The organism is Pseudomonas sp. FR229a, from assembly GCF_030209115.1.
Taxonomy (GTDB): domain Bacteria; phylum Pseudomonadota; class Gammaproteobacteria; order Pseudomonadales; family Pseudomonadaceae; genus Aquipseudomonas; species Aquipseudomonas moraviensis_A.
Genome location: NZ_JARVSP010000007.1, coordinates 12,752 through 35,292, shown reverse-complemented (window position 1 = coordinate 35,292; position 22,541 = coordinate 12,752). Strand labels below are relative to the sequence as shown.

Genomic DNA, 22,541 nt, shown 5'->3' with positions numbered 1-22,541 from the left:
TCAATGGACTCCGTACTGATGAGAAGTTGAGGTGCGGCGGGCATTGCCGGTGTCGGGATGCAGCAGGCGCTGGGTGCGCGGGTATTCACCGTGCTCACTGATGAAATTCAACAGTTCGACGTAGGTCTTGCTGCTCTGGCGCAGCGCCGCTTCCCGCAGGGCCGGGCGCAGGCGTTCGTCCTGCATGGTCTGCAACAGGCGTTGATGGATGGCGCACAGGTACTCGGCGCTCTCCTCCGGTTGGTTCAGGCGCAGATGCAGGTCGGCGAGGTTGTGATGAGAGACGACGCAGGCCGCCACTGCTTCGTCGGCATCCGCCCAGCGTTCGAACAGCACTTGCGCCAGGGCCAGGGCTTGCAGGTAAGCCTCGCGGGCGTCGATCAATTCGCCCAGCATGAAGCAGCGATTGGCCCGTTCGATCGTGCGTTTCCAGTGCTCCATGGTGAGCCTCCAAAGCAGTTGCGGGGTTTACACGCCGCCGGCGGTGAGCTTCTCGGGGTTGAGCAACTCTTCCAGCTGGCTGCGCGACAGGTCGGTGTGTTCCAGGGCAACGTCGATCACCGCGCGGCCTTCCCGGTAGGCCTGCTTGGCGACGTCTGCGGCTTTCTGGTAGCCGATGATGGGGTTGAGGGCGGTGACCAGAATCGGGTTGCGCGACAACGCTTCTTGCAACCGCGATTCGTTGACCTTGAAGCTGGCAATCGCCTTGTCACCAAGCAGGCGACTGGAATTGGCCAGCAGTTCGATGCTGCTCAGCAGGTTGTGCGCGATGATCGGCAGCATCACGTTCAGTTCGAAATTGCCCGATTGCCCGGCCACGGTGATCACCGAGTCGTTGCCGATCACTTGCGCGGCGACCATGGCGGTGGCTTCCGGGATCACCGGGTTGACCTTGCCGGGCATGATCGACGAGCCCGGCTGCAGCGCTTCGAGTTCGATTTCGCCCAGGCCAGCGAGCGGGCCGGAGTTCATCCAGCGCAGGTCATTGGCGATTTTCATCAGCGACACGGCGGTGGCCTTGAGTTGGCCGGAGACAGCGACGGCGGTGTCCTGCGAGCCGATCAAAGCGAAGAGATCCTTGCCCGGGGTGAATTGCACGTCGGTCAATTGGCTCAGATGCCGACTGAATCGCGCGGCGAACTCCGGATGCGCGTTGATCCCGGTACCCACCGCGGTGCCGCCCTGCGCCAGGGATTGCAGGCTCGGCAACAAATCCTGCAGATGTGCGACGTTGGCCTTGAGCTGCTGCGCCCAGCCGTTGAGCACCTGACTCATGCGCACCGGCATCGCGTCCATCAGATGGGTGCGTCCGGTTTTGACGTGATGATGCACCTGTTCGGCCTTGCGCTCGATGACCTGGACCAGATGCAACAGCGCCGGCAGCAGTTGTTCATGCAGCGCCAGCGCGGCGCTGACGTGAATGGTGGTCGGGATGACGTCGTTGCTGCTCTGCCCGCAGTTGACGTGATCGTTGGCATTGACCGGCTCACCGAGCATGCGGCTGGCCAGCGTGGCGATCACTTCGTTGGCGTTCATGTTCGAGCTGGTGCCGGAACCGGTCTGGAAGATATCCACCGGAAAATGCTGCATGAAATCGCCTTCGAGCAGACCTTGCGCGGCATCGCTGATGACTTTGCCCTGGGCCACGCTGATCTGGTTCAGTTCCACATTGGCCCGGGCCGCGGCGGCTTTGGCGAGAATCAGCGCGCGGATGAATTGCGTCGGCATCGGCTTGCCGCTGATCGGGAAGTTGTCCACTGCGCGCTGGGTCTGCGCGCCATAGAGCGCGTCGACCGGCACCTGCAGCTCGCCCATGCTGTCGCGCTCAATACGTGTCTTGGTCATTCGAATGTCCTTGCAGCAAATCAATAAGAGGAATCGACGGTTGCAACTCGCAAGTGGCGAGCTGCCAGGTGTAGCGTTGCCAGCGCTGCAGGCGGCATTGGCACAGCGACAGGCGCTCCATGTCACGCAACGGGCGCCAGGCTTGATCGAGACAGACGCTGCGCCAGTGCCACGGCAACGCGGTGTCGCTGGCCGTGTCGAGCAGCAGACGGAAAGACGTTTCGGCGACGGTCCAGGGCGAAGTGGCTGTGCAACAGGACAGATAGCGCCCTTCGGCGAGGTAGTGTTCGATCAGGCGCGGTTCGTCAGGATCCAGTGCGCAACGGATCTGGCGGCTCATCCAGCGCCAGCTTTCGAGGTAGGGCTGCTCGTGCAAGGCAGAACTCATGATCCGGGACTCGTTCGGAGATGAGATTCATTATTAGATGATAATGAGAACCAACACAAGCGATCGAGTTTGCGCTGCCCATTTGTGGGAGCGGGCCTGCTCGCGAATGCTTCTGCCCGGTTGGGATGTATTATCCGGTCCACCGCTTTCGCGAGCAGGCTCGCTCCCACAAGGAATTTGTGGCGAAGCGAATAAAAAAGGCGCGCCATCCAGAACGGATGGCGCGCCTTTTTGAATGGGCGGAATCGCGGTTTAGCTGCCGGCGACGGTCATCCGCTCGATCAATACCGAACCGGTGCGGATGTTGCTGCGCAGCTCCAGGTCGTTACCCACCGCAACAATCTGCTTGAACATGTCGCGCATGTTGCCGGCGATGGTCACTTCCTGCACGGCGAACTGGATCTCCCCGTTCTCCACCCAGAAACCCGCCGCCCCGCGCGAGTAGTCGCCAGTGACCATGTTCAAGCCATGGCCCATCAACTCGGTAACCAGCAGTCCTCGGCCCATGCGTTTCAACAGCGCTGCCTGATCCTCATCGCCATGGGTGACGAAAAGATTGTGCACACCGCCCGCGTTGGCGGTGCTTGGCATGCCCAGTTTGCGCCCGGAGTAGGTACCGAGGATGTAGGAGACCAACTCGCCCTTTTCGACGAACGGTTTCGCGTAAGTCGCCAGGCCATCGCCGTCGTAGGAAGCACTGCCCATGGCGCGCATCAGATGCGGACGCTCATCGATGGTCAGCCATTCCGGGAACAGCTTCTGCCCCAGGGTGCCTTCGAGAAATGACGATTTGCGATACAGACTGCCGCCGGATACTGCCGAGAGGAAGCTGCCGAACAGACCACCCGCCAGCTCGGCGGAGAACAGCACCGGCACTTCACAGGTCGGCACCGGACGCGCGCCCAGACGGCTGGCCGCCCGCTGCGCGGCACGCTGGCCGATGCTCACCGGATCGGCGAGCAGGCTGCCCTGGCGATTGACGTCGTACCAGTAATCACGCTGCATCTGGCCGTCGGCTTCAGCGATCATCACGCAACTCAGGCTGTGCCGGGTCGACGCGTAACCGCCGATGAAACCGTGGCTGTTGCCGTAAACGCGGCAACCCTGATGGGTGCTGAGGGTGGTGCCGTCGGCGTTCTTGATCCGCGCATCGGCGTCGAAAGCCGCGGCTTCGCAGAGCAGGGCCTTCTCGATGGCTTGCTCCGGGGTGATGTCCCACTCGTGGAACAGGTCGAAATCCTGCACATCCCTGGCCATCAGTGCCGCATCGGCGAGGCCCGAGGCTTCATCTTCGGAAGTGTGTCTGGCGATGGCCAGCGCAGCTGCGACCGTTTCACGAATCGCCTCAGGGCCAGTGGCCGAGGTGCTGGCCGAGCCTTTGCGCTGGCCAACGTACAGGGTGATGCCAAAACCCTGATCACGATTGAACTCAACGGTTTCGACCTCGCGCTGACGCACCGAGGTCGACAAGCCCTGCTCCAGCGACACCGCGACTTCACAGGCGCTGGCGCCCTGGCGCTTGGCTTCGGCGATGATCTGCTCGACCTGTTCTTGCAGTGCCGGCAATGCCTGCGGGCCGACGCTTTGAACTGCACTCATGCTCATCTCCACTCAAATTCTGCTTTCGGCTGGGGTCATCGAGCGACCGGGCCGGACAAGCGGCCCCCGACTGGTTATCATGGCGGCGTTTCTTTGCGGACTGCCACCATGGTTGATTCTTACGACGACTCCCTCGATACGGGAGAAAAAAGCAAATCTCAGGTCAAACGCGAGCTGCATGCGCTGGTTGACCTCGGCGAGCGCCTGACCACACTCAAGCCTGATCTGGTCGCCAAACTGCCCTTGACCGACGCTCTGCGCCGGGCACTGGCCGATGCGCCCAAGCACACCGCGAACATCGCGCGTAAACGGCATTTGCAGTTCATCGGCAAACTGATGCGCGATCAGGACACTGACGCGATTCTGATTCTGCTCGATCAACTCGATGCCTCCACTCGCCAGTACAACGAGCGTTTCCATAATCTGGAACGCTGGCGTGACCGCCTGATCGCGGGCGATGACGCCGTGCTGGAGAAGTTCGTCGTCGAGTACCCGGACGCCGATCGCCAGCAATTGCGTTCCCTGATCCGTCAGGCCCAGCATGAGGTTGCGCAAAACAAACCCCCTGCTTCGAGCCGCAAGATCTTCAAATACATTCGGGAGCTGGACGAGACTCAACGCGGCCTGCGTTGATCATCGCCACCGGGTGGCCGTCCTGCGCGCCACCCGAAAGCCCCACCGTTCTTATGCGCCCGTGCCACCCACGGTGATCGCATCGATTTTCAGCGTTGGCTGGCCGACACCCACCGGCACCGACTGCCCATCCTTGCCGCACGTACCCACACCGCTGTCCAGCGCCAGATCGTTACCGACCATCGACACCCGGCTCATCGCCTCTGGGCCGTTGCCGATCAACGTCGCGCCTTTGACCGGCGCGGTGATCTTGCCGTCTTCGATCAGATAAGCCTCGCTGGTGGAGAACACGAACTTGCCGCTGGTGATGTCGACCTGACCGCCGCCGAGGTTGGCGCAGTAGATGCCCTTCTTCACCGAGGCGATGATTTCCGCCGGATCGCTTTCGCCACCGAGCATGTAGGTATTGGTCATGCGCGGCATCGGCAGATGCGCATAGGATTCGCGGCGACCGTTACCGGTACGCGCCACGCCCATCAGCCGCGCGTTGAGCTTGTCTTGCATGTAGCCCTTGAGCACGCCGTTTTCGATCAGCGTGGTGCACTCGGTCGGCGTGCCTTCGTCGTCGACGCTCAGCGAACCGCGACGGCCGCTCAAGGTGCCGTCATCGACGATGGTGCAGAGCTTGGAGGCAACCATTTCGCCCATGCGCCCGCTGTAGGCGGAGCTGCCCTTGCGGTTGAAATCGCCTTCCAGACCATGACCGACCGCTTCGTGCAGCAGCACGCCGGACCAGCCGGAACCGAGCACGACCGGCAAGGTACCGGCCGGCGCCGGAATCGCTTCCAGATTGACCAGTGCCTGACGCAGTGCTTCGCGGGCATAGCCCATGGCGCGGTCTTCGGCGAGGAAGTAGCGGTAATCGGTACGCCCGCCGCCGCCATGCCCGCCGCGCTCGCGCCGGCCATTCTGTTCAACGATGACACTGACATTGAAGCGCACCAATGGGCGCACATCAGCGGCCAGACCACCGTCGGTGGAGGCAACCAGAATCCGCTCCCAGACACCGGCCATGCTCACGCTGACCTGCTGAATGCGTGGATCGAGCGCGCGGGTGGCGACGTCGATGCGTTTGAGCAATTCGACTTTTTCCGCGCGGCTGAGCACTTCCAGCGGGTTATCCGGTGCATACAGTTGCGCGACGTCCTGGCTGGTGAACGCCTGCACGGTGCCGTTCTGCCCGGCGCGGGAGATCGAGCGCGCGGCACGGGCCGCGGCGCCGAGGGCTTCGAGGGTGATCGCATTGCTGTAGGCAAATCCGGTTTTTTCACCGGACTGCGCACGTACGCCGACACCTTGGTCGAGGTTGAAGCTGCCTTCCTTGACGATGCCGTCTTCCAGCGCCCACGACTCGGAGATCTGGCCCTGGAAATACAGATCGGCGGCATCGATGCCCGGCCCGGCCAGATCGCCGAGCACGCCTTGCAGGCTCTCGATCGTGACACCGCCGGGTGCCAACAGGTGATCACTGACTGAGGACAACAACTCGCTCATAGGTTTACGCCTTAAATTCGTGTTCTGAAGCAGGCCGCTGGGCGCCCTGCGAGAAAAACCGCCGATGACGCGTCACCGGCATGCGCGCCCGGATGGACGCTTGTTCATCGCTGTCGCGGGCGGCCAGCAACACCGCCTCGCCTTGATCCTGCTGGGCCAGCACGCGCCCCCACGGGTCGACAATCGCCGCATGCCCGAAGGTTTCCCGAGGCCCCGGATGGCTGCCGCCCTGTGCTGCCGCCAGCACATAACATTGTGTTTCAATGGCCCGTGCACGGATCAGCACATCCCAATGCGCGGCGCCGGTCACGGCAGTAAACGCCGACGGTGCGGTAATCAACTCGGCACCGGCGGCGCGCAATTCGCTGTACAGCTCCGGGAAGCGCAAGTCGTAACACACGCTCAGACCGACGCGGCCTACCGGCGTATCCGCCACCACCACGCCACCGCCATAAGCATAGTCATCGGATTCACGATACCGGCCACGATTGTCGGCGACATCGACATCGAACAGATGCAGCTTGTCATAACGCGCGACGATCTCGCCGTGTTCATCGACCAACAGCGAGCAGGCATTGGCTTTGGCCGTGGGTTGGCCCAGCGGTGGCAAGGGCAATGTACCGGCGACTATCCATAAGGTGAGGTCGCGGGCGGTCTGTTTCAACCAGGGCAGGATCGGCCCTTCGCCCAAAGCCTCGGCGCGGCCGATATCGGCCACGTCGCGACGGCCCATGGCGGCGAAATTTTCCGGCAGCACCGCGAGTTTCGCCCCGCCGGCGGCTGCCTGTTCAAGCAGGCGTCGGGCCTGGGCGAGGTTGGCCAGCACGTCGCTCTGGCTGACCATTTGAATCACCGCTAAAGACATGGCCGCTCCTCGGGATTTACGCAGAACTGTGTAGGAGCTGCCGAAGGCTCGGGCCGCGATCGGACGATCTCTTGATCTTGATCTTGATCTTCAACAACAAGATCAAGAGATCGCAGCCTTCGGCAGCTCCTACAGGGCTAGTGTCTGCTAGTTAAAAAGGCTTGTCGAAGGTGATTTTCGGCTCTTTCCATGGGCCTTTGACGGTGTACTTGACGCTGGCGAAGCGCGCCACGCGGTCACCGATCAGTTTGTCGATGAGGAATAGCGCGCCGCCTACCGCCGGTGCGCCGACGATCAGCGCAGCAATCGGCAGATTGTTGGTCACCGGCAAGGTCACCAGCAATTTCGCATCGACCTTGTCGTCGACCAGATCCAGCGTGCCGTCCAGCTCGAGGTTGCTCGAAGGCCCGGTCAGGCGAATCGGCTCACGGGTGACGTAGACGCCATTGTTCGCCACCAGCAAACCTTTGACCCGGTCGTAGCTCAAGCCTTTGCCGAACAGGTCGGAGAAATCCAGACGCAAACGCCGGCCAATCGAGTTGAAGTTGAGCAGGCCGAACACCCGCAACGCCTGAGCGCCGCCCTCGACCTCGACGAACTGTCCCTTGTTCAGCGAAGCGTCGAGGGTGCCGGAGAAACGCTTGGTCGCCAGCCACGCCGGCGAGCCCGGCCAACGGCCGTCGACGTCCATGTGGAATTCTTCGCTGGTCACGCTCGGCGCGAAGCCCCAGCCCTTGAGCACGTCAGCCAGGTTCTTGCCGCCAATGCGGCCCTTGTACCAGCTGCTGGTCGAACCCGGCGTGCCTTCCCAGCCGCCGTTGCCTTGCAGAAGGATGCCTTTGAGCCCCATGTCGAGGTTGTTCAGGGCGATGCCTTTGGCGGTCGGCCTTACTTTCAGCGACCAGCCACCGACCAGATCGGGACCGAGGAACAGTTGGTTAAGGGTGATATCCAGCGCCGGAATTTTCGTCGGGTCGACAGAGGCCAGTGGATCCGGCGCGTTTTCGTCGGCCTGCACCGCAGGGTCCGGCGCCGGCAGTTTCACGTACTGCAGATTCACCGCGATCGGCACGCCTTTGGCGTCCGGCAGACTGGCGCTGCCCTTGGCTTGCTGGCTGTCGAGAGCGAGATTCCATGCGCCGGGCTTGCGATTGATCTGCACCGAGGCCTGATCCAGTGTGGTGCCGAACGCAGTCAGTTTGCCGACCTTGATGTCAGCGCTGCTGAGCAGTTGTTTGGCGCTACCGCCGGGATCCTGCCCGGCGTATTTATTGGCCAGATCCTGCCACGGCGCCACGTCCAGCTCCGACAGCACGCCGCGAATCCGCAGGCCTTTGGCACCCGGCAGGACGGCTTCGCCCGTGCCGAGAAACAGCTCGCCACGGCCATCGGCGAAATTGCTCGGTGGCGCGGCGAAGGTGAAATTGGCCAATTGGTCGTAGTTGACCCAGTAGCGCCGCTCCTGACCTTGCAGGGTCATGCGGAACACCGTGTCCCGCCCGACATCGGCGGCCATGCCGAAAGGCGCCGGCAGATCCACCGCCACGCCTTTGAGGCTGGAGCTGACCATCAACTGGCTGTCGGCCCCGGAAAGATTCAGCTGCAACTGATAAGGCAGGGTCCCGGACACCGGCAACGGTTGGGTGACGCCCAGCCAGTCGGTAAGCTTTTTGACTTCGACCTGCCCCGACGCCGCCACCCGAGTCTTGATCTGGTTGGGGCTGCCATCCGCGAAGATCTGCGCAGTGACCGGTTTGTCGAAGGCCCGCGCAGAAATGTTCTGACCGCTGAGGCCTTTGTTACTGTCGAAGCGGAAATCGCCCTTGAGCTGGCTCAGTTCCAGCTTCGGCTCGGCCAGTTTCAGCCGCGCATTGGCGGTTTTGAAGTCGACGAGGATTTTCGGCTGCTCGCCCTTGGCCAGCGGAATATCCAGCTTGAGCTTGCCGTTGAGATCGCCCGCGCCTTCCCAACCGGCAAAGGTCTCGCCAGTGCCGATCGGCGCGTCCTGGAGGATCTTCAAGCCATCGCCCAGGCCACCGGCAAATGCGCCATCAAGCAACAGATGCGAATTCTGTCCGGCCGGTACATGAGGAATATTGACGAAGACATCGCTGACTTGCGTGTCGAGCAACTGGCCTTTGCTGGCCCAGATGCGCACACCGCTGTCTTCGATGAAGACATCGCCACTGACCTTGCTCACATGTGGCCACCCCGGCTGAAAGGCCAGTTCGGCGTCGTGCACTTTGAAGAACAGACTGATGCTGCGGTCAGCCTCACCGGCGTTCTTGTTCAGCGAACCCTGATACTGGAAGAAGCCCTGATCCACCGCACCTTTGAGGATCGCCGTGCGCAGCCATTCATCAAGCGCGGGGCTCAACACGGCCGGCAGGTATTTAGCGGTATAGCGACCGTCGCCGTCGACCAGACCGACGCGCAGGTCCATGTAGTCTTCCTGGCTATGGTCGAAGTGCAGGCGGATGAGGAAGTCGCCGGCAATCTTGCCCTCCTCGCCCAACACCTTCAGATACGGCGCGATCAGGGTGAAGCCATCCTTGTCGAGTTTCCAGGTCAGGCGCGCATTGGCCTGCAGGTATTGCCATGGCTTGGCGAAAATCGGATCGAGGTGCAGGACGAAATCCTTGCTGTCGAGGCGCAACTCGCCGCCGTCGAGATTGCCGCTGAGGCTGCCGCTGACATTTCGCGCCGCCGGAGCACCGTGGTAGGCGTCAAAACCGACGTTGTCGAGGTTGGCGGCGAAGCCGAATTTATTGCCGTCGGTGGCAGTCGGGCGGAAATCCATCAGAACATTGCGCAGGCCGCCGGTCACTTTCAAGCGTTCAACCACCGTGGCAAGACTCTGTGGCAACGGCCCCAGCGCATTGAGCAGCGGCGTAATCGGGGTCAGATCGAGGCGATCCGCCTGCAAATGCCAGAGCTCTTCAGCCTTGGCGCTGGCGCGGGTCTGCTGTATCTGCACGCGGGATTCCCAGCGGGTTTCGCCAAAGCTCATCGCCAGTGAATCGAGGGTGACGTTCACGCCCTCGGCGCTGTTGCGGTAGTAGGCGTTGAGCGCCAGATTATTGATCTGGATTGGCTTGCGCTCGGCATAGGCGCCCGTCACTTGCGGCGCATTCAGGCGCAACGCGGCGCTCTGCAATGCGCCTTCGGCCCAATCGACCCAGAGTTCGCCGCCGGCCTTGATCTCGGAAAAATTCCATTGCTGGGTCAGCCGCTCGGGCAGCCACTTCGACCAGTCGCTCTGCGGCAGGCTGGCGTAACCCTCGATGGCGCTGTTCTGCCATTGATCGGGACGAAGCTGGCTGCGCAGGCTCAGCGCAACGGGCTGGCCATCAGGCAAGGTCAGACGCGCATCGAGCCGCTGACGGCTGGCGCCGGTGCGCAGATTGAGGCCGACATAGGTGAGCGTCATGGGCGGGTGATCGAGTGGTTGCAGGGTCACCTGGCTGTCGAGCACCGACAATTGCCTGATCATCTGCGAGCGCTGGAACAGTTGCACCGCATCGAACGGTTGATCCTTCTGCACCGGCAAGCCTTCCAGCGCCCAGGTGCCGTCTTCGGCTTCCTTGAGGCTGATCTTCAGACCATTGAGTTCGATATGCGCGAGGCGCACTTCGCGAGCCAACACACTGGCCCACAGATCCGGCACTACCCGCACGCGATCAAGGCGCAGTGCGTTGGCACCGTCGCCGACCATCACGTCATGGGCCAGCAGGATCGGCGCGAAACCGCTCCAGTTGCCTTCCAGCTCACCGATCTGCAAGGGCATGCCGAGGGCGGCACTGGCCTTGTCTTCGATGTCGGCGCGGTATTCGGCCACCAGTGGCGTCAGCTCGCGGCCGAGGCTGACGTATAGCGCCATCAACACCAGAATCAACGCGCACAGGCCCAGCCCCCAGCGGGTGAGTGCGGCCAGTATGCGTGTCAGACGCTCCATGTCAGTTGGCTCCCATGGCAAAAAAACTGCGAAAAGCTGAGGCCAGCCGCGTTGAATGAAAGGTGTTGCAGGGCTTCAGAGCAGCACCACGTCATATTGTTCCTGGGAATACATGGTTTCCACCTGGAAGCGTATGGTGCGACCGATAAAGCCTTCAAGCTCGGCGACGTTACCGGACTCTTCGTCGAGCAGGCGATCGACCACTTTCTGGTTGGCCAGTACCCGGTAACCCTCGGCCTGATAGGCACGAGCCTCGCGCAGAATCTCGCGGAAAATCTCGTAACAGATGGTTTCGGCGGTTTTCAGTTTGCCGCGTCCCTGGCAACTGCTGCATGGTTCGCACAGCACCTGTTCAAGGCTTTCGCGGGTGCGCTTGCGGGTCATCTGCACCAGGCCCAACTCGGTGATACCGATGATGTTGGTCTTGGCGTGATCGCGCTCCAGCTGTTTCTCCAGAGTGCGCAGGACCTGACGCTGGTGCTCTTCATCTTCCATGTCGATGAAGTCGATGATGATGATCCCGCCGAGATTGCGCAGGCGCATCTGCCGGGCAATCGCGGTAGCAGCTTCGAGGTTGGTCTTGAAAATGGTTTCTTCGAGGTTGCGGTGACCGACGAACGCCCCGGTGTTGACGTCGATGGTGGTCATGGCTTCCGCCGGATCGATGACCAGATAGCCACCGGACTTCAGCGGTACCTTGCGCTCCAGCGCGCGCTGGATTTCGTCTTCGACACCGTACAGATCGAAGATCGGCCGCTCACCCGGATAGTGCTCCAGACGATCGGCGATTTCCGGCATCAGTTCGGCGACGAACTGCGTGGTTTTCTGGAAGGTTTCCCGGGAATCGATGCGGATCTTCTCGATCTTCGGATTGACCAGATCACGCAGGGTGCGCAGGGCCAGGCCGAGGTCTTCGTAAATCACGCTTGGCGCGGCGATGGTCTTGATCTGCTCATTGATCTGGTCCCAGAGCCGGCGCAGGTAACGGATGTCCATGAGGATTTCATCAGCGCCCGCGCCTTCGGCGGCGGTGCGCAGAATGAAGCCGCCGGCTTCCTTGATGCCCTCTTTGGCCACGCAATCACTCACCACCTGCTTGAGGCGCTCGCGTTCGGCTTCGTCTTCGATCTTCAGGGAAATGCCGACGTGAGCGGTGCGCGGCATGTACACCAGGTAGCGTGAAGGGATCGACAGTTGCGTGGTCAGGCGCGCGCCTTTGGAACCGATCGGATCCTTGGTGACCTGCACCACCAGACTCTGGCCTTCATGCACAAGCGAGCTGATGCTTTCTACCGCCGGGCCTTCGCGCAGGGAGATTTCAGCGGCGTGAATGAAGGCGGCGCGATCCAGACCGATGTCGACGAATGCCGCCTGCATGCCCGGAAGAACACGGACGATCTTGCCTTTATAGATGTTGCCGACGATCCCGCGTTTCTGCGTGCGCTCGACGTGGACTTCTTGCAGCACACCGTTTTCGACCACCGCCACGCGCGACTCCATCGGCGTGATGTTGATCAGAATCTCTTCACTCATGGCAGGATCTCGTTCAGGCATGTTCACGATAGTGGCCGCATCTGGATTCGTACGACGCTCAGGGCGTGTTCAGGTTTTGCCAACAGGGTATGCCGAAATGGCCCAACAGCTCGCAGGTTTCGCACAACGGCAGGCCGACCACCGCCGAATAGCTGCCTTCGAGCCCGGCGACAAACACCGCACCGAGGCCTTGAATGCCGTAACCGCCGGCCTTGTCACGCGGTTCGCCACTGGCCCAGTAGGCGGCGGCCTCATCGCGGCTGATCGTGCGGAAATGCACCCGACTGCGCACCACCCGCGACTCGCAGCGCTCGCCTTCGAGCACGGCGATGGCCGTCAGCACTTCGTGTTCGTTGCCGGACAACATCATCAGCATGGCGCATGCATCGGCTTCGTCCACCGGTTTGCCAAGAATTTTGCCGTCGAGCACCACAGCGGTGTCGGCGCCGAGCACGCAGAACGGCTGGTCAGAGACGACCGAGCGGCGACCGGCCTCAGCCTTGCCGCGCGCGAGGCGTTCGACATAGGCCGAAGGGGATTCATCAGGAAGCGGGGTTTCGTCGATATCCGCACTGATGGCGGAGAACTGCACGCCGACCTGCGTGAGCAATTCACGGCGACGCGGTGAGCCGGAGGCGAGGTAAAGCAGTTTCATCAAAACATCTCCCTGTTCAGTGCCCTGCTTCACCGGCTCAATAGATTCTGTAGCGTCGGCACATCCCGCGCAGGGCGAAGCTGACCCACGGCCAGAGCAAGGCACTGACCAGTGCCGGCAAGACCAACGCCAGGGTTGGTTGGCGATTGCCGGTCAAGGCGCTGAGCCACAGTTGCGCCAGTTGTGCGAGGCCGAAGATCACCAGGATCACCAAGCACTGTTGCCACATCGGGAACATGCGCAGACGCTGCTGCAACGACAGTACAAGGAACGTGATCAGGGTCAGGATCAGCGCGTTCTGCCCAAGCAGGTCGCCCTGCAGGACATCTTCGGCCAGCCCCAGACAGAACGCGGTGACCATGCCGACCGTGTGCGGCATGTACAGCGCCCAAAAGGTCACGAGCAAGGCCAGCCACAGCGGGCGGAGGATTTCCATGAAGATCGGCAACGGTGAAACGCTGAGCAGGATGCCGACGAAGAAGGTCAGCCAGATCATCCAGCCGTTTGCGGATTTTTTCGCGCCGACCATTATTCTCGTCCCCCGGTAGTCGCTGGCGGTTTCGCCGGTGGTTTGCTGGCGGCCGGTGGCTTGGCCGCGGCGGGCGCGGCAGCGGGCGGTTTGCTCGCGGCGGGCTTGGCTGGCGTGGCGGCAGGCGCTGCGGCTTCGGCGGCCGGCGCGGCGGTAGCGGTGGAAGGCGTGGCAGGCATGATCAACGGTTTCGGCACGCTGGCCGGCAACATCGGGCCGCCACCGTGGGCGTCGAGCTGTTCCTGGGCCTGGGCGGCGTCATTGGCGCGCTCCTCGGCGGTGCGGCTGTCGCTGAACACCAGCAGCAGGTAGCGGCTGCGATTCAGGGCGGCGGTCGGCACAGCGCGGACAATCGCAAACGGTTGGCCGGAATCGTGGATGACTTCCTTGACCGTGGCCACCGGATAGCCGGCCGGAAAACGTTGGCCCAGACCGGAACTGACCAGCAGATCGCCTTCCTTGATGTCCGCCGTGTCGGCGACATGACGCAATTCCAGGCGCTCCGGGTTACCGGTGCCACTGGCAATCGCGCGCAGACCGTTGCGGTTCACCTGCACCGGAATGCTGTGGGTGGTGTCGGTCAGCAGCAGGACACGCGAGGTGTAAGGCATCAATTCAACCACCTGGCCCATCAGCCCCCGTGCATCGAGCACCGGTTGGCCGAGCACCACGCCGTCGCGCTCGCCTTTGTTGATGATGATGCGATGGGTGAAGGGGTTGGGGTCCATGCCGATCAACTCGGCCACTTCGACCTTTTCGTTGACCAGTGCAGAGGAATTGAGCAACTCGCGCAGCCGAACGTTCTGCTCGGTCAGGGCCGCGAGCTTTTGCATGCGTCCCTGCAACAGCAGGTTTTCGGTCTTGAGTTTTTCGTTTTCGGCGACGAGCTCGGTGCGGCTGCCGAACTGGCTGGCGACCCCTTCCCACAAGCGGCCGGGCAGGTCAGTGATCCAGTAGGCGTCCATGAGCACCAGCGACGCTTGTTTGCGCGCGGGCTTGAGCAGGTCGAAACGCGCATCGACCACCATCAGCGCGACCGCGAGCACGGCCAGCACCAACAGGCGCACGCCCAACGAAGGGCCCTTGGTGAAAAGCGGTTTAATAAGCCGCTCCTCCCAGGCAAATGTTCTGTTTATTCATACGGCATCAAACCGGCCTGGATGAAGACTGACAGAAGATAAACGCCAACAGGCAGCACTGCAAAGTGCTGCCTGTGCGTTCACCCACGTATTGCATTCGAAGCATCAAATGGTGTGAAAGCGTAGCGAGCGACGGCAAGACAAGGCAAAAACAGGCGAGGAAGCGGAGTTTACGGGTTGTAAATGAGCATTCCGAGCCTGTTTTTAACGCAGTATTGCGCGCGTAAAGCCGAAGGCTCCCAGCCCTGAGTAGCTTTCACGCCGTTTGATTATTCGCTCGAAAGCAGATCCATGGTGTGCTTATCCATCATTTCCAATGCACGGCCACCGCCGCGAGCAACGCAAGTCAACGGATCTTCGGCAACGATCACCGGCAGACCGGTTTCCTGGGCCAGCAACTTGTCGAGGTCACGCAGCAGCGCGCCACCACCAGTCAGCACCAGGCCACGCTCGGCGATGTCGGAAGCCAGTTCCGGCGGCGATTGCTCCAGAGCGCTTTTCACGGCCTGAACGATGGTCGCCAGCGACTCTTGCAGAGCCTCGAGCACTTCGTTGGAGTTCAGGGTGAATGCGCGTGGAACGCCTTCGGCCAGGTTGCGACCGCGAACATCGACTTCGCGCACTTCGCCGCCCGGGTAGGCGGTACCGATTTCCTGCTTGATGCGCTCAGCGGTGGATTCACCGATCAGGCTGCCGTAGTTGCGGCGCACGTAGGTGATGATCGCTTCGTCGAAACGGTCGCCGCCGACACGGACGGATTCGGCGTAAACCACACCGTTGAGGGAGATCAGGGCGATTTCAGTGGTACCACCACCGATGTCCACGACCATCGAACCGCGCGCTTCTTCGACCGGCAGACCGGCACCGATCGCAGCGGCCATCGGCTCTTCGATCAGGAACACTTCACGGGCACCGGCGCCAAGGGCCGATTCACGGATGGCACGACGCTCAACCTGGGTGGACTTGCATGGAACGCAGATCAGCACACGAGGGCTGGGCTGCAGGAAACTGTTTTCGTGAACCTTGTTGATAAAGTACTGCAGCATCTTTTCGCAGACGCTGAAGTCGGCGATCACGCCATCCTTCATCGGACGAATGGCAGCAATGTTGCCCGGCGTACGGCCGAGCATACGCTTGGCCTCGGTGCCGACAGCGACGACACTTTTCTGGTTACCGTGTGTCCGAATGGCCACAACCGATGGCTCATTCAGGACGATACCGCGCTCGCGCACGTAAATAAGGGTGTTGGCAGTGCCCAGGTCAATGGAAAGATCGCTGGAAAACATGCCACGCAGTTTCTTGAACATGGGAAAGGGACCCTAGGCAACGCGTGGGTAAAAAAGTGCGGCAAACTCTAACAACGACAGGGATTTTGGGCAAGGCGCCAATATGTTAAATTGGCCGCTTTTCTGTGCACCAAGCCCCACAATCGCGGCCTTATGACCGTAGAAGTGCGGTAGTGTTCCGACAATCTAACACACGGACGCCGTCCGTTCTGTTTTCCACTGGAGAATCCCGATGGCGCTAGAACGCTCCGACGTGGAAAAAATCGCGCACCTGGCCTGCCTTGGCCTCAATGATGCCGATCTTCCGCACATTACTTCCGCCCTCAACAGCATTCTCGGGCTGGTCGACGAAATGCAGGCCGTTGATACCGACGGTATCGAGCCGCTGGCCCACCCCCTGGAAGCCAGTCAGCGCCTGCGCGCCGACGTGGTGACCGAGACGAATAATCGCGAGGCCTACCAGTCCATCGCACCAGCGGTCGAAAACGGCCTGTATCTGGTTCCGAAAGTCATCGACTAAAGGGAAAGAGCCTGCAATGCATCAAATGACTCTGGCCGAGATCGCCCGCGGTCTCGCCGATAAAAAGTTTTCCTCCGAAGAGCTGACCAAAGTCCTGCTGGCGCGTATTACCCAGCTCGATCCGCAGCTCAACAGCTTCATCAGCCTCACCGAGGACCTGGCCATCGAGCAGGCGAAAGCCGCCGACGCACGCCGGGCCAACGGTGAGAGCGGCGCCCTGCTCGGCGCGCCGATCGCCCACAAGGATCTGTTCTGCACCCAGGGCATTCGCACCAGCTGCGGCTCGAAAATGCTCGACAACTTCAAGGCGCCCTACGACGCCACCGTGGTCGCGAAACTGGCCGCTGCCGGCGCCGTGACCCTGGGCAAGACCAACATGGACGAATTCGCCATGGGTTCGGCCAACGAGTCGAGCTGGTACGGCGCGGTGAAAAACCCGTGGAACCTGGAACATGTGCCGGGCGGTTCGTCCGGTGGTTCGGCGGCGGCGGTTGCTGCTCGTCTGTTGCCGGCGGCCACCGCAACCGACACCGGCGGCTCGATCCGTCAGCCGGCGGCGTTCACCAACCTCACCGGCCTGAAGCCGACCTACGGTCGCGTTTCGCGCTGGGGCATGATCGCCTACGCGTCCAGCCTCGATCAGGGCGGTCCGTTGGCGCGCACGGCCGAAGACTGCGCGATCCTGCTGCAAGGCATGGCCGGCTTCGATCCGAACGACTCCACCAGCATCGATGAGCCGGTGCCGGATTACTCCGCCAGCCTCGGTGATTCGCTGCAAGGCCTGCGCATCGGCGTGCCGAAGGAATACTTCAGCGCCGGTCTCGACCCGCGCATCGCCGAGCTGATCCAGAACAGCATCCAGCAGTTGCAGAAGCTCGGTGCAGTGATCAAGGAAATCAGCCTGCCGAACATGCAGCACGCGATTCCTGCGTACTACGTGATCGCCCCGGCAGAAGCGTCTTCCAACCTGTCGCGTTTCGACGGCGTGCGTTTCGGCCACCGCTGCGAAAACCCGGAAAACCTCATCGACCTGTACAAGCGCTCCCGTGGCGAAGGCTTCGGCGCGGAAGTACAGCGCCGGATCATGGTCGGTGCTTATGCGCTGTCCGCCGGTTACTACGACGCCTACTACCTGAAAGCGCAGAAGATCCGTCGTCTGGTGAAAAACGATTTCATGGCTGCCTTCAATGAAGTCGACATTATCCTCGGCCCGACCACACCGAACCCGGCGTGGAAACTCGGCGCGAAGAACAGCGACCCGGTCGCTGCCTATCTGGAAGACGTCTACACCATCACCGCCAACCTCGCCGGCCTGCCGGGCCTGTCGATGCCGGCCGGTTTTGTCGACGGTCTGCCGGTGGGCGTGCAGTTGCTCGCGCCGTATTTCCAGGAAGGCCGCCTGTTGAACGTTGCCCACCAGTATCAGCTCAACACTGACTGGCACACCCGCACCCCAACCGGCTTCTGAGGAGACACACATGCAATGGGAAGTCGTGATCGGGCTGGAGATTCACACTCAGCTCACCACCCGGTCGAAAATCTTTTCCGGTAGTTCCACCACCTTCGGTTCCGAGCCGAACACCCAGGCCAGCCTGATCGACCTGGGCATGCCCGGCGTGCTGCCGGTGCTCAACCAGGAAGCGGTGCGCATGGCGGTGATGTTCGGTCTGGCGATTGACGCCGAGATCGGCCAGCACAACGTGTTCGCCCGTAAGAACTACTTCTATCCGGACCTGCCGAAGGGCTACCAGATAAGCCAGATGGAATTGCCGATCGTCGGCAAGGGCCACCTGGACATCGCCCTGGAAGACGGCACGGTCAAACGCGTCGGCATCACCCGTGCGCATCTGGAAGAAGACGCCGGCAAGAGCCTGCACGAAGAGTTCAACGGCGCCACCGGCATCGACCTCAACCGTGCCGGCACGCCGCTGCTGGAAATCGTCTCCGAGCCGGACATGCGCAGCGCCAAGGAAGCCGTGGCTTACGTCAAGGCGATCCACGCGCTGGTGCGTTACCTGGGCATCTGCGACGGCAACATGGCCGAAGGCTCGCTGCGTTGCGACTGCAACGTCTCGGTGCGCCCGAAAGGCCAGGTCGAATTCGGCACCCGCTGCGAGATCAAGAACGTCAACTCGTTCCGCTTCATCGAGAAGGCGATCAACTCCGAAATCCAGCGCCAGATCGAACTGATCGAAGACGGCGGCAAAGTGATTCAGCAGACTCGCCTGTACGATCCGAACAAGGACGAGACCCGTCCAATGCGTTCGAAAGAGGAAGCCAACGACTACCGTTACTTCCCCGATCCGGACTTGCTGCCGGTGGTCATCGAAGAGTCGTTCCTCGGTGAAGTGCGTGCGACCTTGCCGGAACTGCCACCGCAAAAGCGCGAGCGCTTCCAGAGCCAGTTCGGTCTGTCGGCCTACGACGCCAACGTGCTGGCCACCAGCCGTGAGCAGGCGGATTACTTCGAGAAAGTCGCGGCCATCGGTGGCGACGCGAAACTGGCGGCGAACTGGGTGATGGTCGAGTTGGGCAGCCTGCTCAACAAGCAGGGCCTGGACATCGAGGATTCGCCAGTGTCCGCCGAGCAACTGGGCGGCATGCTCCAGCGCATCAAGGACAACACCATTTCCGGCAAGATCGCCAAAGTGGTGTTCGAAGCGATGGCCAACGGCGAAGGCAGTGCTGACGAGATCATCGAAAAGCGCGGCCTCAAGCAGGTCACCGACACTGGCGCAATCTCCGCGGTGCTCGACGAAATGCTCGCAGCCAACGCCGAACAGGTCGAACAGTACCGCGCGGCAGACGAAGCCAAACGCGGCAAGATGTTCGGCTTCTTCGTGGGCCAGGCCATGAAAGCCTCCAAAGGCAAGGCCAATCCGCAGCAGGTGAACGAACTGCTGAAAAGCAAGCTCGAAGGCTGACCACAATGGAGCCAGATCCAAAGCCTGGCTCCATCCCCTGTAGGAGTGAGCCTGCTCGCGATAGCGAAATGTCAGACATTGAAAAAGTGACTGTCGAACCGCTATCGCGAGCAGGCTCGCTCCCACATTTGTATCCGGGAAACCTTGAATGAAGCGCCTGTTTTTGAGCAGCGCCCTGCTCTCCCTGCTGGCCGGTTGCGCCAGTACTGACACCATCGACCCGCACGGTTACGACCAGACCGGCGTCGCCTCCTATTACGGAGCCAGACACCACGGTAAACGCACCGCCAGCGGCGAGGCGTTCAACCAGCACTCCCTGACCGCCGCCCACCGCCAGTTGCCGTTCGGCACGCGGGTAAAGGTCACCAATCTGAAAAACGATGAATCGGTCGTGGTCCGCATCAATGACCGTGGCCCGCACACCCGTGGCCGATTGATCGATCTGTCACGCGAGGCTGCCGACGAGATCGGCATGCTGCGCAGCGGCACCGCGCGGGTTCGCGTGCAGGCCCTCGACTGATGGAGCGCCGACCATTTTCGCACTAGCCGATCTGCCGCTGATCAACGTCATCGAACTGTTCAGCGGCTTGTGTCTCTTGATCATCGGCGCCGAGCTGATGGTGCGGGCCGCCGTGCGCCTGGCCGAGCGGCTGCATGTACGTCCGCTGATCATCGGCCTGACGATCGTCGCCCTCGGCAGCAGCGCGCCGCAGATGACCGTCAGCCTGCAAGCGGCGCTGACCCACAACCCCGACATCGCCGTCGGCAGCGTGGTCGGCAGCGGCATCTTCAACATTCTGGTGACCCTCGGCCTGTCGGCGCTGATCATCCCACTGCGCGTGTCGCGGCAACTGGTGCGCCTGGATATCCCGCTGATGATCGGCGCCAGCCTGCTGGTGTTCATCCTCGCCTGGAACAAAGATCTCGGACGCTTCGACGGCATTCTTTTGCTCGGCGCTCTGGCGCTGTACCTCGGCTTGCTGTTCCGCCAGTCGCGACATTCGACCCGCCCCCATGGCGCACAGCCGCAGAAAACGCAGCAATCCTGGCTGATCAGTGTGCTGATGATTCTCGCTGGTCTGACCCTGCTGGTTTTCGCCGGTCGATTGCTGCTCGGCGCCGCCGTGGCCGTGGCCACCGACCTTGGGCTGTCGGAACGGGTCATCGGCCTGACGGTCGTCGCGGTCGGCACTTCGCTGCCGGAACTGGCAACCTCGCTGATCGCCGCGTTGCGCGGGCAGCGCGACATTGCCGTGGGCAACGTGATCGGCGCCAATCTGTTCAACCTGCTCGGGGTGCTGGGACTGACCGCGTTACTCGCACCGGCGCCGCTTTCGGTTTCGCCCAACGCGCTGGATTTCGACTTGCCGGTGATGCTCGGCGTCGCCGCGCTGTGTCTGCCGGTGTTCTATTCCGGCTACCGCGTGACCCGGGCTGAAGGCTTGCTGCTGCTGGGTTTGTATCTGGTCTACGGGCTGCACGTGGTGTCGTTCACCACCGGCATGCCGCTGGCCGGCAAGCTCGAGCGCTTGATGCTGTTTTATGTCCTGCCGGCGCTGCTGACGTTTCTGGCGTACACGTCGATCCGCGCCTGGCGTCGCCAACACCACAAGAGAGATGTGCCATGAGCGAGTCGAAGCAGTCCGGGGTTGAAATCCGTCGTCAGGTCATGGGCGATGCGTTCGTTGATCGCGCGCTGGGCAATGCCACTGAATTTACCCAGCCTTTGCAGGATTTCGTCAATGAACATGCGTGGGGCGGCGTGTGGAATCGCGAAGGCTTGTCGCTGAAAACCCGCAGCCTGATCACCCTCGCGGCGCTGACAGCGTTGAAGTGCCCGCAAGAATTGAAAGGCCATGTGCGTGGTGCGTTGAACAACGGTTGCACGGTGGACGAGATTCGTGAGGCGTTGCTGCATTGCGCGGTGTATGCCGGCGTGCCCGCGGCGATCGATGCGTTTCGCGCGGCGCAGGAAGTGATTGAGACCTACCAGAAGCCGGAGTGATTCGGCGCGGCTGAAATAGCCATCGCGAGCAGGCTCACTCCTACAGGGGAACGCATTCCAAATGTAGGAGTGAGCCTGCTCGCGATGGGGCCATGAGCAACACCGCAAAATCCAGATCAGATCCACCCACCCCACTGCAACACGAAGATCCCGACATTTGTGGTGATCGCCGCCATCAACGTGGTCATCACGATAATCGCCGCCGCCAGCTCATGATTGCCCTGCGCCGCCCGGGCCATGACGAAACTCGCCGCTGCCGTCGGACTACCGAAGTAGAGAAACAGAATCCCCAACTCCGCGCCGCGAAAGCCCCACAACCACGCTCCGAGGGTTGCCAGTATCGGCAGACCGACCATCTTCACCAGACTGGAGCTGAGCGCCATGTTGCCGCTCTTGCGCAGCGCCGCCAGTGACAGCGTGCCACCGATACAAATCAGCGCCAGCGGCAAAGTGGTCTGCGCCAGATACTGGCCGGAGGTTTCCAGCCAGCCCGGCAGGCCGATCTTGAAATAGGCGAACGGCGCCGCCGAAATCACGCTGATGATCAGCGGGTTGCTGAACACGCTTTTACAGATACTCCACGGATCGGACTTGATCACCGGGCTGTACACCGCCAGCACAATGGTCGACAGCGTGTTGTAGAACAGGATCACCAGCGCCGCGAGAATCGCCCCGAGGGAAATACCATAATCGCCATACATGCTCGCGGCGAGCGCCAGACCGATCACGCCGTTGTTGCCGCGAAACGCGCCCTGGGTGTAAATGCCGCGATCTTCACGCGGACACTTGAAAATCGCCCAGCCCCAGGCCACGGCAAAGCTCACCAGGGTGGCCAGGGAAAAGTAAATGAGGAGCGAAGGTTGCAGCGCGGCGTGCAGGTCAGCGTGGAGGATGCCGAGAAACAGCAGCGCCGGCATCGTGACGTTGAACACCAGCGACGAGGCGGTGTGGATGAAGTTGTCGTTGATCCAGTCGATGCGCTTGAGCAGCACACCGAGAAACAGCATGGCAAACACCGGCGCGGTGATGTTCAGGGTTTCGAGAAAGATTGCCAGCATGCCGGAGAGCCTTGGGTGAGCGTCGATAGGGGGCTAATGATAAGCCACTTGCGGCGCTATGGCCTCAATCCAAAAGCCGAAAGCTGAAAGGCAGAAGCCCCTCACCCTAACCC

The 22,541-nt window shown here is 61.7% G+C and carries 20 protein-coding genes; 7 read left to right on the top strand and 13 right to left on the bottom strand.

Going from position 1 to position 22,541, the window contains the following annotated elements; translation table 11 throughout:
* The 4 genes from QRN33_RS06160 to pmbA form a co-directional block, all read right to left on the bottom strand.
* On the bottom strand, positions 1-441 hold the full coding sequence (locus QRN33_RS06160; RefSeq protein WP_116657964.1) for a DUF2753 family protein: 441 nt from the start codon (positions 439-441) through the stop codon (positions 1-3).
* A 27-nt stretch (positions 442-468) separates the two neighbouring features.
* Complete coding sequence (locus QRN33_RS06155; RefSeq protein ID WP_285407590.1) at positions 469-1,845, bottom strand: class II fumarate hydratase; 1,377 nt, start codon at positions 1,843-1,845, stop codon at positions 469-471.
* Entirely contained in the window at positions 1,826-2,233 is a 408-nt protein-coding gene (locus tag QRN33_RS06150) for a hypothetical protein (RefSeq protein WP_042608766.1), read from the bottom strand. Before QRN33_RS06150 ends, QRN33_RS06155 begins: the two co-directional genes overlap by 20 nt.
* A 252-nt stretch (positions 2,234-2,485) precedes the next feature.
* A complete protein-coding gene (gene pmbA / locus QRN33_RS06145; protein ID WP_042608767.1) occupies positions 2,486-3,832 on the bottom strand; it encodes a metalloprotease PmbA in 1,347 nt (448 codons plus the stop codon).
* 108 nt (positions 3,833-3,940) lie between these two features.
* Here pmbA and yjgA point away from each other — a divergent pair, with 108 nt between their 5' ends.
* Positions 3,941-4,465: a ribosome biogenesis factor YjgA gene (gene yjgA / locus QRN33_RS06140; RefSeq protein WP_042608768.1), complete on the top strand. Its 525-nt coding sequence runs from the start codon at positions 3,941-3,943 to the stop codon at positions 4,463-4,465.
* Between the two features lie 51 nt (positions 4,466-4,516).
* Here the strand turns inward: yjgA and tldD are convergent, their stop codons facing one another.
* From tldD to mreB, 8 genes are all read right to left on the bottom strand, one after another.
* Positions 4,517-5,959 carry a metalloprotease TldD gene (gene tldD, locus QRN33_RS06135; protein WP_016771693.1) on the bottom strand — a complete coding sequence of 481 codons (1,443 nt, stop codon included), beginning with the start codon at positions 5,957-5,959 and terminating at the stop codon, positions 4,517-4,519.
* Positions 5,960-5,963: 4 nt separating this feature from the next.
* The gene (locus QRN33_RS06130) at positions 5,964-6,824 is read right to left on the bottom strand and encodes a carbon-nitrogen hydrolase family protein (protein ID WP_285407589.1); all 861 of its coding nucleotides are present in this window, start codon (positions 6,822-6,824) and stop codon (positions 5,964-5,966) included.
* 151 nt (positions 6,825-6,975) lie between these two features.
* Positions 6,976-10,779 carry a YhdP family protein gene (locus tag QRN33_RS06125; protein WP_285407588.1) on the bottom strand — a complete coding sequence of 1,268 codons (3,804 nt, stop codon included), beginning with the start codon at positions 10,777-10,779 and terminating at the stop codon, positions 6,976-6,978.
* A gap of 75 nt (positions 10,780-10,854) precedes the next feature.
* Positions 10,855-12,312 (bottom strand): ribonuclease G, encoded by a 1,458-nt coding sequence (gene rng, locus QRN33_RS06120; protein WP_016771696.1) that lies wholly within the window; start codon positions 12,310-12,312, stop codon positions 10,855-10,857.
* A gap of 58 nt (positions 12,313-12,370) precedes the next feature.
* Entirely contained in the window at positions 12,371-12,967 is a 597-nt protein-coding gene (locus tag QRN33_RS06115) for a Maf family protein (protein WP_252873909.1), read from the bottom strand.
* Positions 12,968-13,004: 37 nt separating this feature from the next.
* Positions 13,005-13,496, bottom strand: a complete 492-nt coding sequence (gene mreD, locus QRN33_RS06110) for a rod shape-determining protein MreD (RefSeq protein WP_042608773.1) — start codon at positions 13,494-13,496, stop codon at positions 13,005-13,007.
* Positions 13,496-14,599, bottom strand: a complete 1,104-nt coding sequence (mreC, locus tag QRN33_RS06105) for a rod shape-determining protein MreC (RefSeq protein ID WP_080902498.1) — start codon at positions 14,597-14,599, stop codon at positions 13,496-13,498. Before mreC ends, mreD begins: the two co-directional genes overlap by 1 nt.
* A 305-nt stretch (positions 14,600-14,904) precedes the next feature.
* Complete coding sequence (gene mreB / locus QRN33_RS06100; protein WP_002555108.1) at positions 14,905-15,942, bottom strand: rod shape-determining protein MreB; 1,038 nt, start codon at positions 15,940-15,942, stop codon at positions 14,905-14,907.
* Between the two features lie 211 nt (positions 15,943-16,153).
* Here mreB and gatC point away from each other — a divergent pair, with 211 nt between their 5' ends.
* The 6 genes from gatC to QRN33_RS06070 all read left to right on the top strand — a co-directional run bounded on the left by gatC (position 16,154) and on the right by QRN33_RS06070 (position 21,370).
* Positions 16,154-16,441, top strand: coding sequence for an Asp-tRNA(Asn)/Glu-tRNA(Gln) amidotransferase subunit GatC (gene gatC, locus QRN33_RS06095; RefSeq protein WP_024011606.1), 288 nt, complete (start codon positions 16,154-16,156; stop codon positions 16,439-16,441).
* 16 nt (positions 16,442-16,457) lie between these two features.
* A complete protein-coding gene (gene gatA, locus QRN33_RS06090) occupies positions 16,458-17,909 on the top strand; it encodes an Asp-tRNA(Asn)/Glu-tRNA(Gln) amidotransferase subunit GatA (protein ID WP_042608774.1) in 1,452 nt (483 codons plus the stop codon).
* A 10-nt stretch (positions 17,910-17,919) separates the two neighbouring features.
* The gene (gene gatB, locus QRN33_RS06085; protein WP_016771702.1) at positions 17,920-19,365 is read left to right on the top strand and encodes an Asp-tRNA(Asn)/Glu-tRNA(Gln) amidotransferase subunit GatB; all 1,446 of its coding nucleotides are present in this window, start codon (positions 17,920-17,922) and stop codon (positions 19,363-19,365) included.
* A gap of 148 nt (positions 19,366-19,513) precedes the next feature.
* On the top strand, positions 19,514-19,885 hold the full coding sequence (locus QRN33_RS06080; RefSeq protein WP_042608775.1) for a septal ring lytic transglycosylase RlpA family protein: 372 nt from the start codon (positions 19,514-19,516) through the stop codon (positions 19,883-19,885).
* Between the two features lie 31 nt (positions 19,886-19,916).
* Positions 19,917-20,993 carry a calcium/sodium antiporter gene (locus tag QRN33_RS06075; protein WP_285407650.1) on the top strand — a complete coding sequence of 359 codons (1,077 nt, stop codon included), beginning with the start codon at positions 19,917-19,919 and terminating at the stop codon, positions 20,991-20,993.
* Positions 20,990-21,370 (top strand): carboxymuconolactone decarboxylase family protein, encoded by a 381-nt coding sequence (locus tag QRN33_RS06070; RefSeq protein WP_285407587.1) that lies wholly within the window; start codon positions 20,990-20,992, stop codon positions 21,368-21,370. The genes QRN33_RS06075 and QRN33_RS06070 overlap by 4 nt, the downstream gene beginning before the upstream one ends.
* 116 nt (positions 21,371-21,486) lie before the next feature.
* Here QRN33_RS06070 and QRN33_RS06065 read toward each other — a convergent pair whose 3' ends face one another.
* Positions 21,487-22,428 (bottom strand): AEC family transporter, encoded by a 942-nt coding sequence (locus QRN33_RS06065; RefSeq protein WP_042608778.1) that lies wholly within the window; start codon positions 22,426-22,428, stop codon positions 21,487-21,489.
* Between the last annotated feature and the right edge of the window lie 113 nt (positions 22,429-22,541).

What these genes read in the sequence shown, in the direction of transcription:
- QRN33_RS06160 (WP_116657964.1), bottom strand. Translation starts at nt 441, where the DNA reads ATGGAGCACTGGAAACGCACGATCGAACGGGCCAATCGCTGCTTCATG.
- QRN33_RS06155 (WP_285407590.1), bottom strand. Translation starts at nt 1,845, where the DNA reads ATGACCAAGACACGTATTGAGCGCGACAGCATGGGCGAGCTGCAGGTG.
- QRN33_RS06150 (WP_042608766.1), bottom strand. Translation starts at nt 2,233, where the DNA reads ATGAGTTCTGCCTTGCACGAGCAGCCCTACCTCGAAAGCTGGCGCTGG.
- pmbA (WP_042608767.1), bottom strand. Translation starts at nt 3,832, where the DNA reads ATGAGTGCAGTTCAAAGCGTCGGCCCGCAGGCATTGCCGGCACTGCAA.
- yjgA (WP_042608768.1), top strand. Translation starts at nt 3,941, where the DNA reads ATGGTTGATTCTTACGACGACTCCCTCGATACGGGAGAAAAAAGCAAA.
- tldD (WP_016771693.1), bottom strand. Translation starts at nt 5,959, where the DNA reads ATGAGCGAGTTGTTGTCCTCAGTCAGTGATCACCTGTTGGCACCCGGC.
- QRN33_RS06130 (WP_285407589.1), bottom strand. Translation starts at nt 6,824, where the DNA reads ATGTCTTTAGCGGTGATTCAAATGGTCAGCCAGAGCGACGTGCTGGCC.
- QRN33_RS06125 (WP_285407588.1), bottom strand. Translation starts at nt 10,779, where the DNA reads ATGGAGCGTCTGACACGCATACTGGCCGCACTCACCCGCTGGGGGCTG.
- rng (WP_016771696.1), bottom strand. Translation starts at nt 12,312, where the DNA reads ATGAGTGAAGAGATTCTGATCAACATCACGCCGATGGAGTCGCGCGTG.
- QRN33_RS06115 (WP_252873909.1), bottom strand. Translation starts at nt 12,967, where the DNA reads ATGAAACTGCTTTACCTCGCCTCCGGCTCACCGCGTCGCCGTGAATTG.
- mreD (WP_042608773.1), bottom strand. Translation starts at nt 13,496, where the DNA reads ATGGTCGGCGCGAAAAAATCCGCAAACGGCTGGATGATCTGGCTGACC.
- mreB (WP_002555108.1), bottom strand. Translation starts at nt 15,942, where the DNA reads ATGTTCAAGAAACTGCGTGGCATGTTTTCCAGCGATCTTTCCATTGAC.
- gatC (WP_024011606.1), top strand. Translation starts at nt 16,154, where the DNA reads ATGGCGCTAGAACGCTCCGACGTGGAAAAAATCGCGCACCTGGCCTGC.
- gatA (WP_042608774.1), top strand. Translation starts at nt 16,458, where the DNA reads ATGCATCAAATGACTCTGGCCGAGATCGCCCGCGGTCTCGCCGATAAA.
- gatB (WP_016771702.1), top strand. Translation starts at nt 17,920, where the DNA reads ATGCAATGGGAAGTCGTGATCGGGCTGGAGATTCACACTCAGCTCACC.
- QRN33_RS06080 (WP_042608775.1), top strand. Translation starts at nt 19,514, where the DNA reads ATGAAGCGCCTGTTTTTGAGCAGCGCCCTGCTCTCCCTGCTGGCCGGT.
- QRN33_RS06070 (WP_285407587.1), top strand. Translation starts at nt 20,990, where the DNA reads ATGAGCGAGTCGAAGCAGTCCGGGGTTGAAATCCGTCGTCAGGTCATG.
- QRN33_RS06065 (WP_042608778.1), bottom strand. Translation starts at nt 22,428, where the DNA reads ATGCTGGCAATCTTTCTCGAAACCCTGAACATCACCGCGCCGGTGTTT.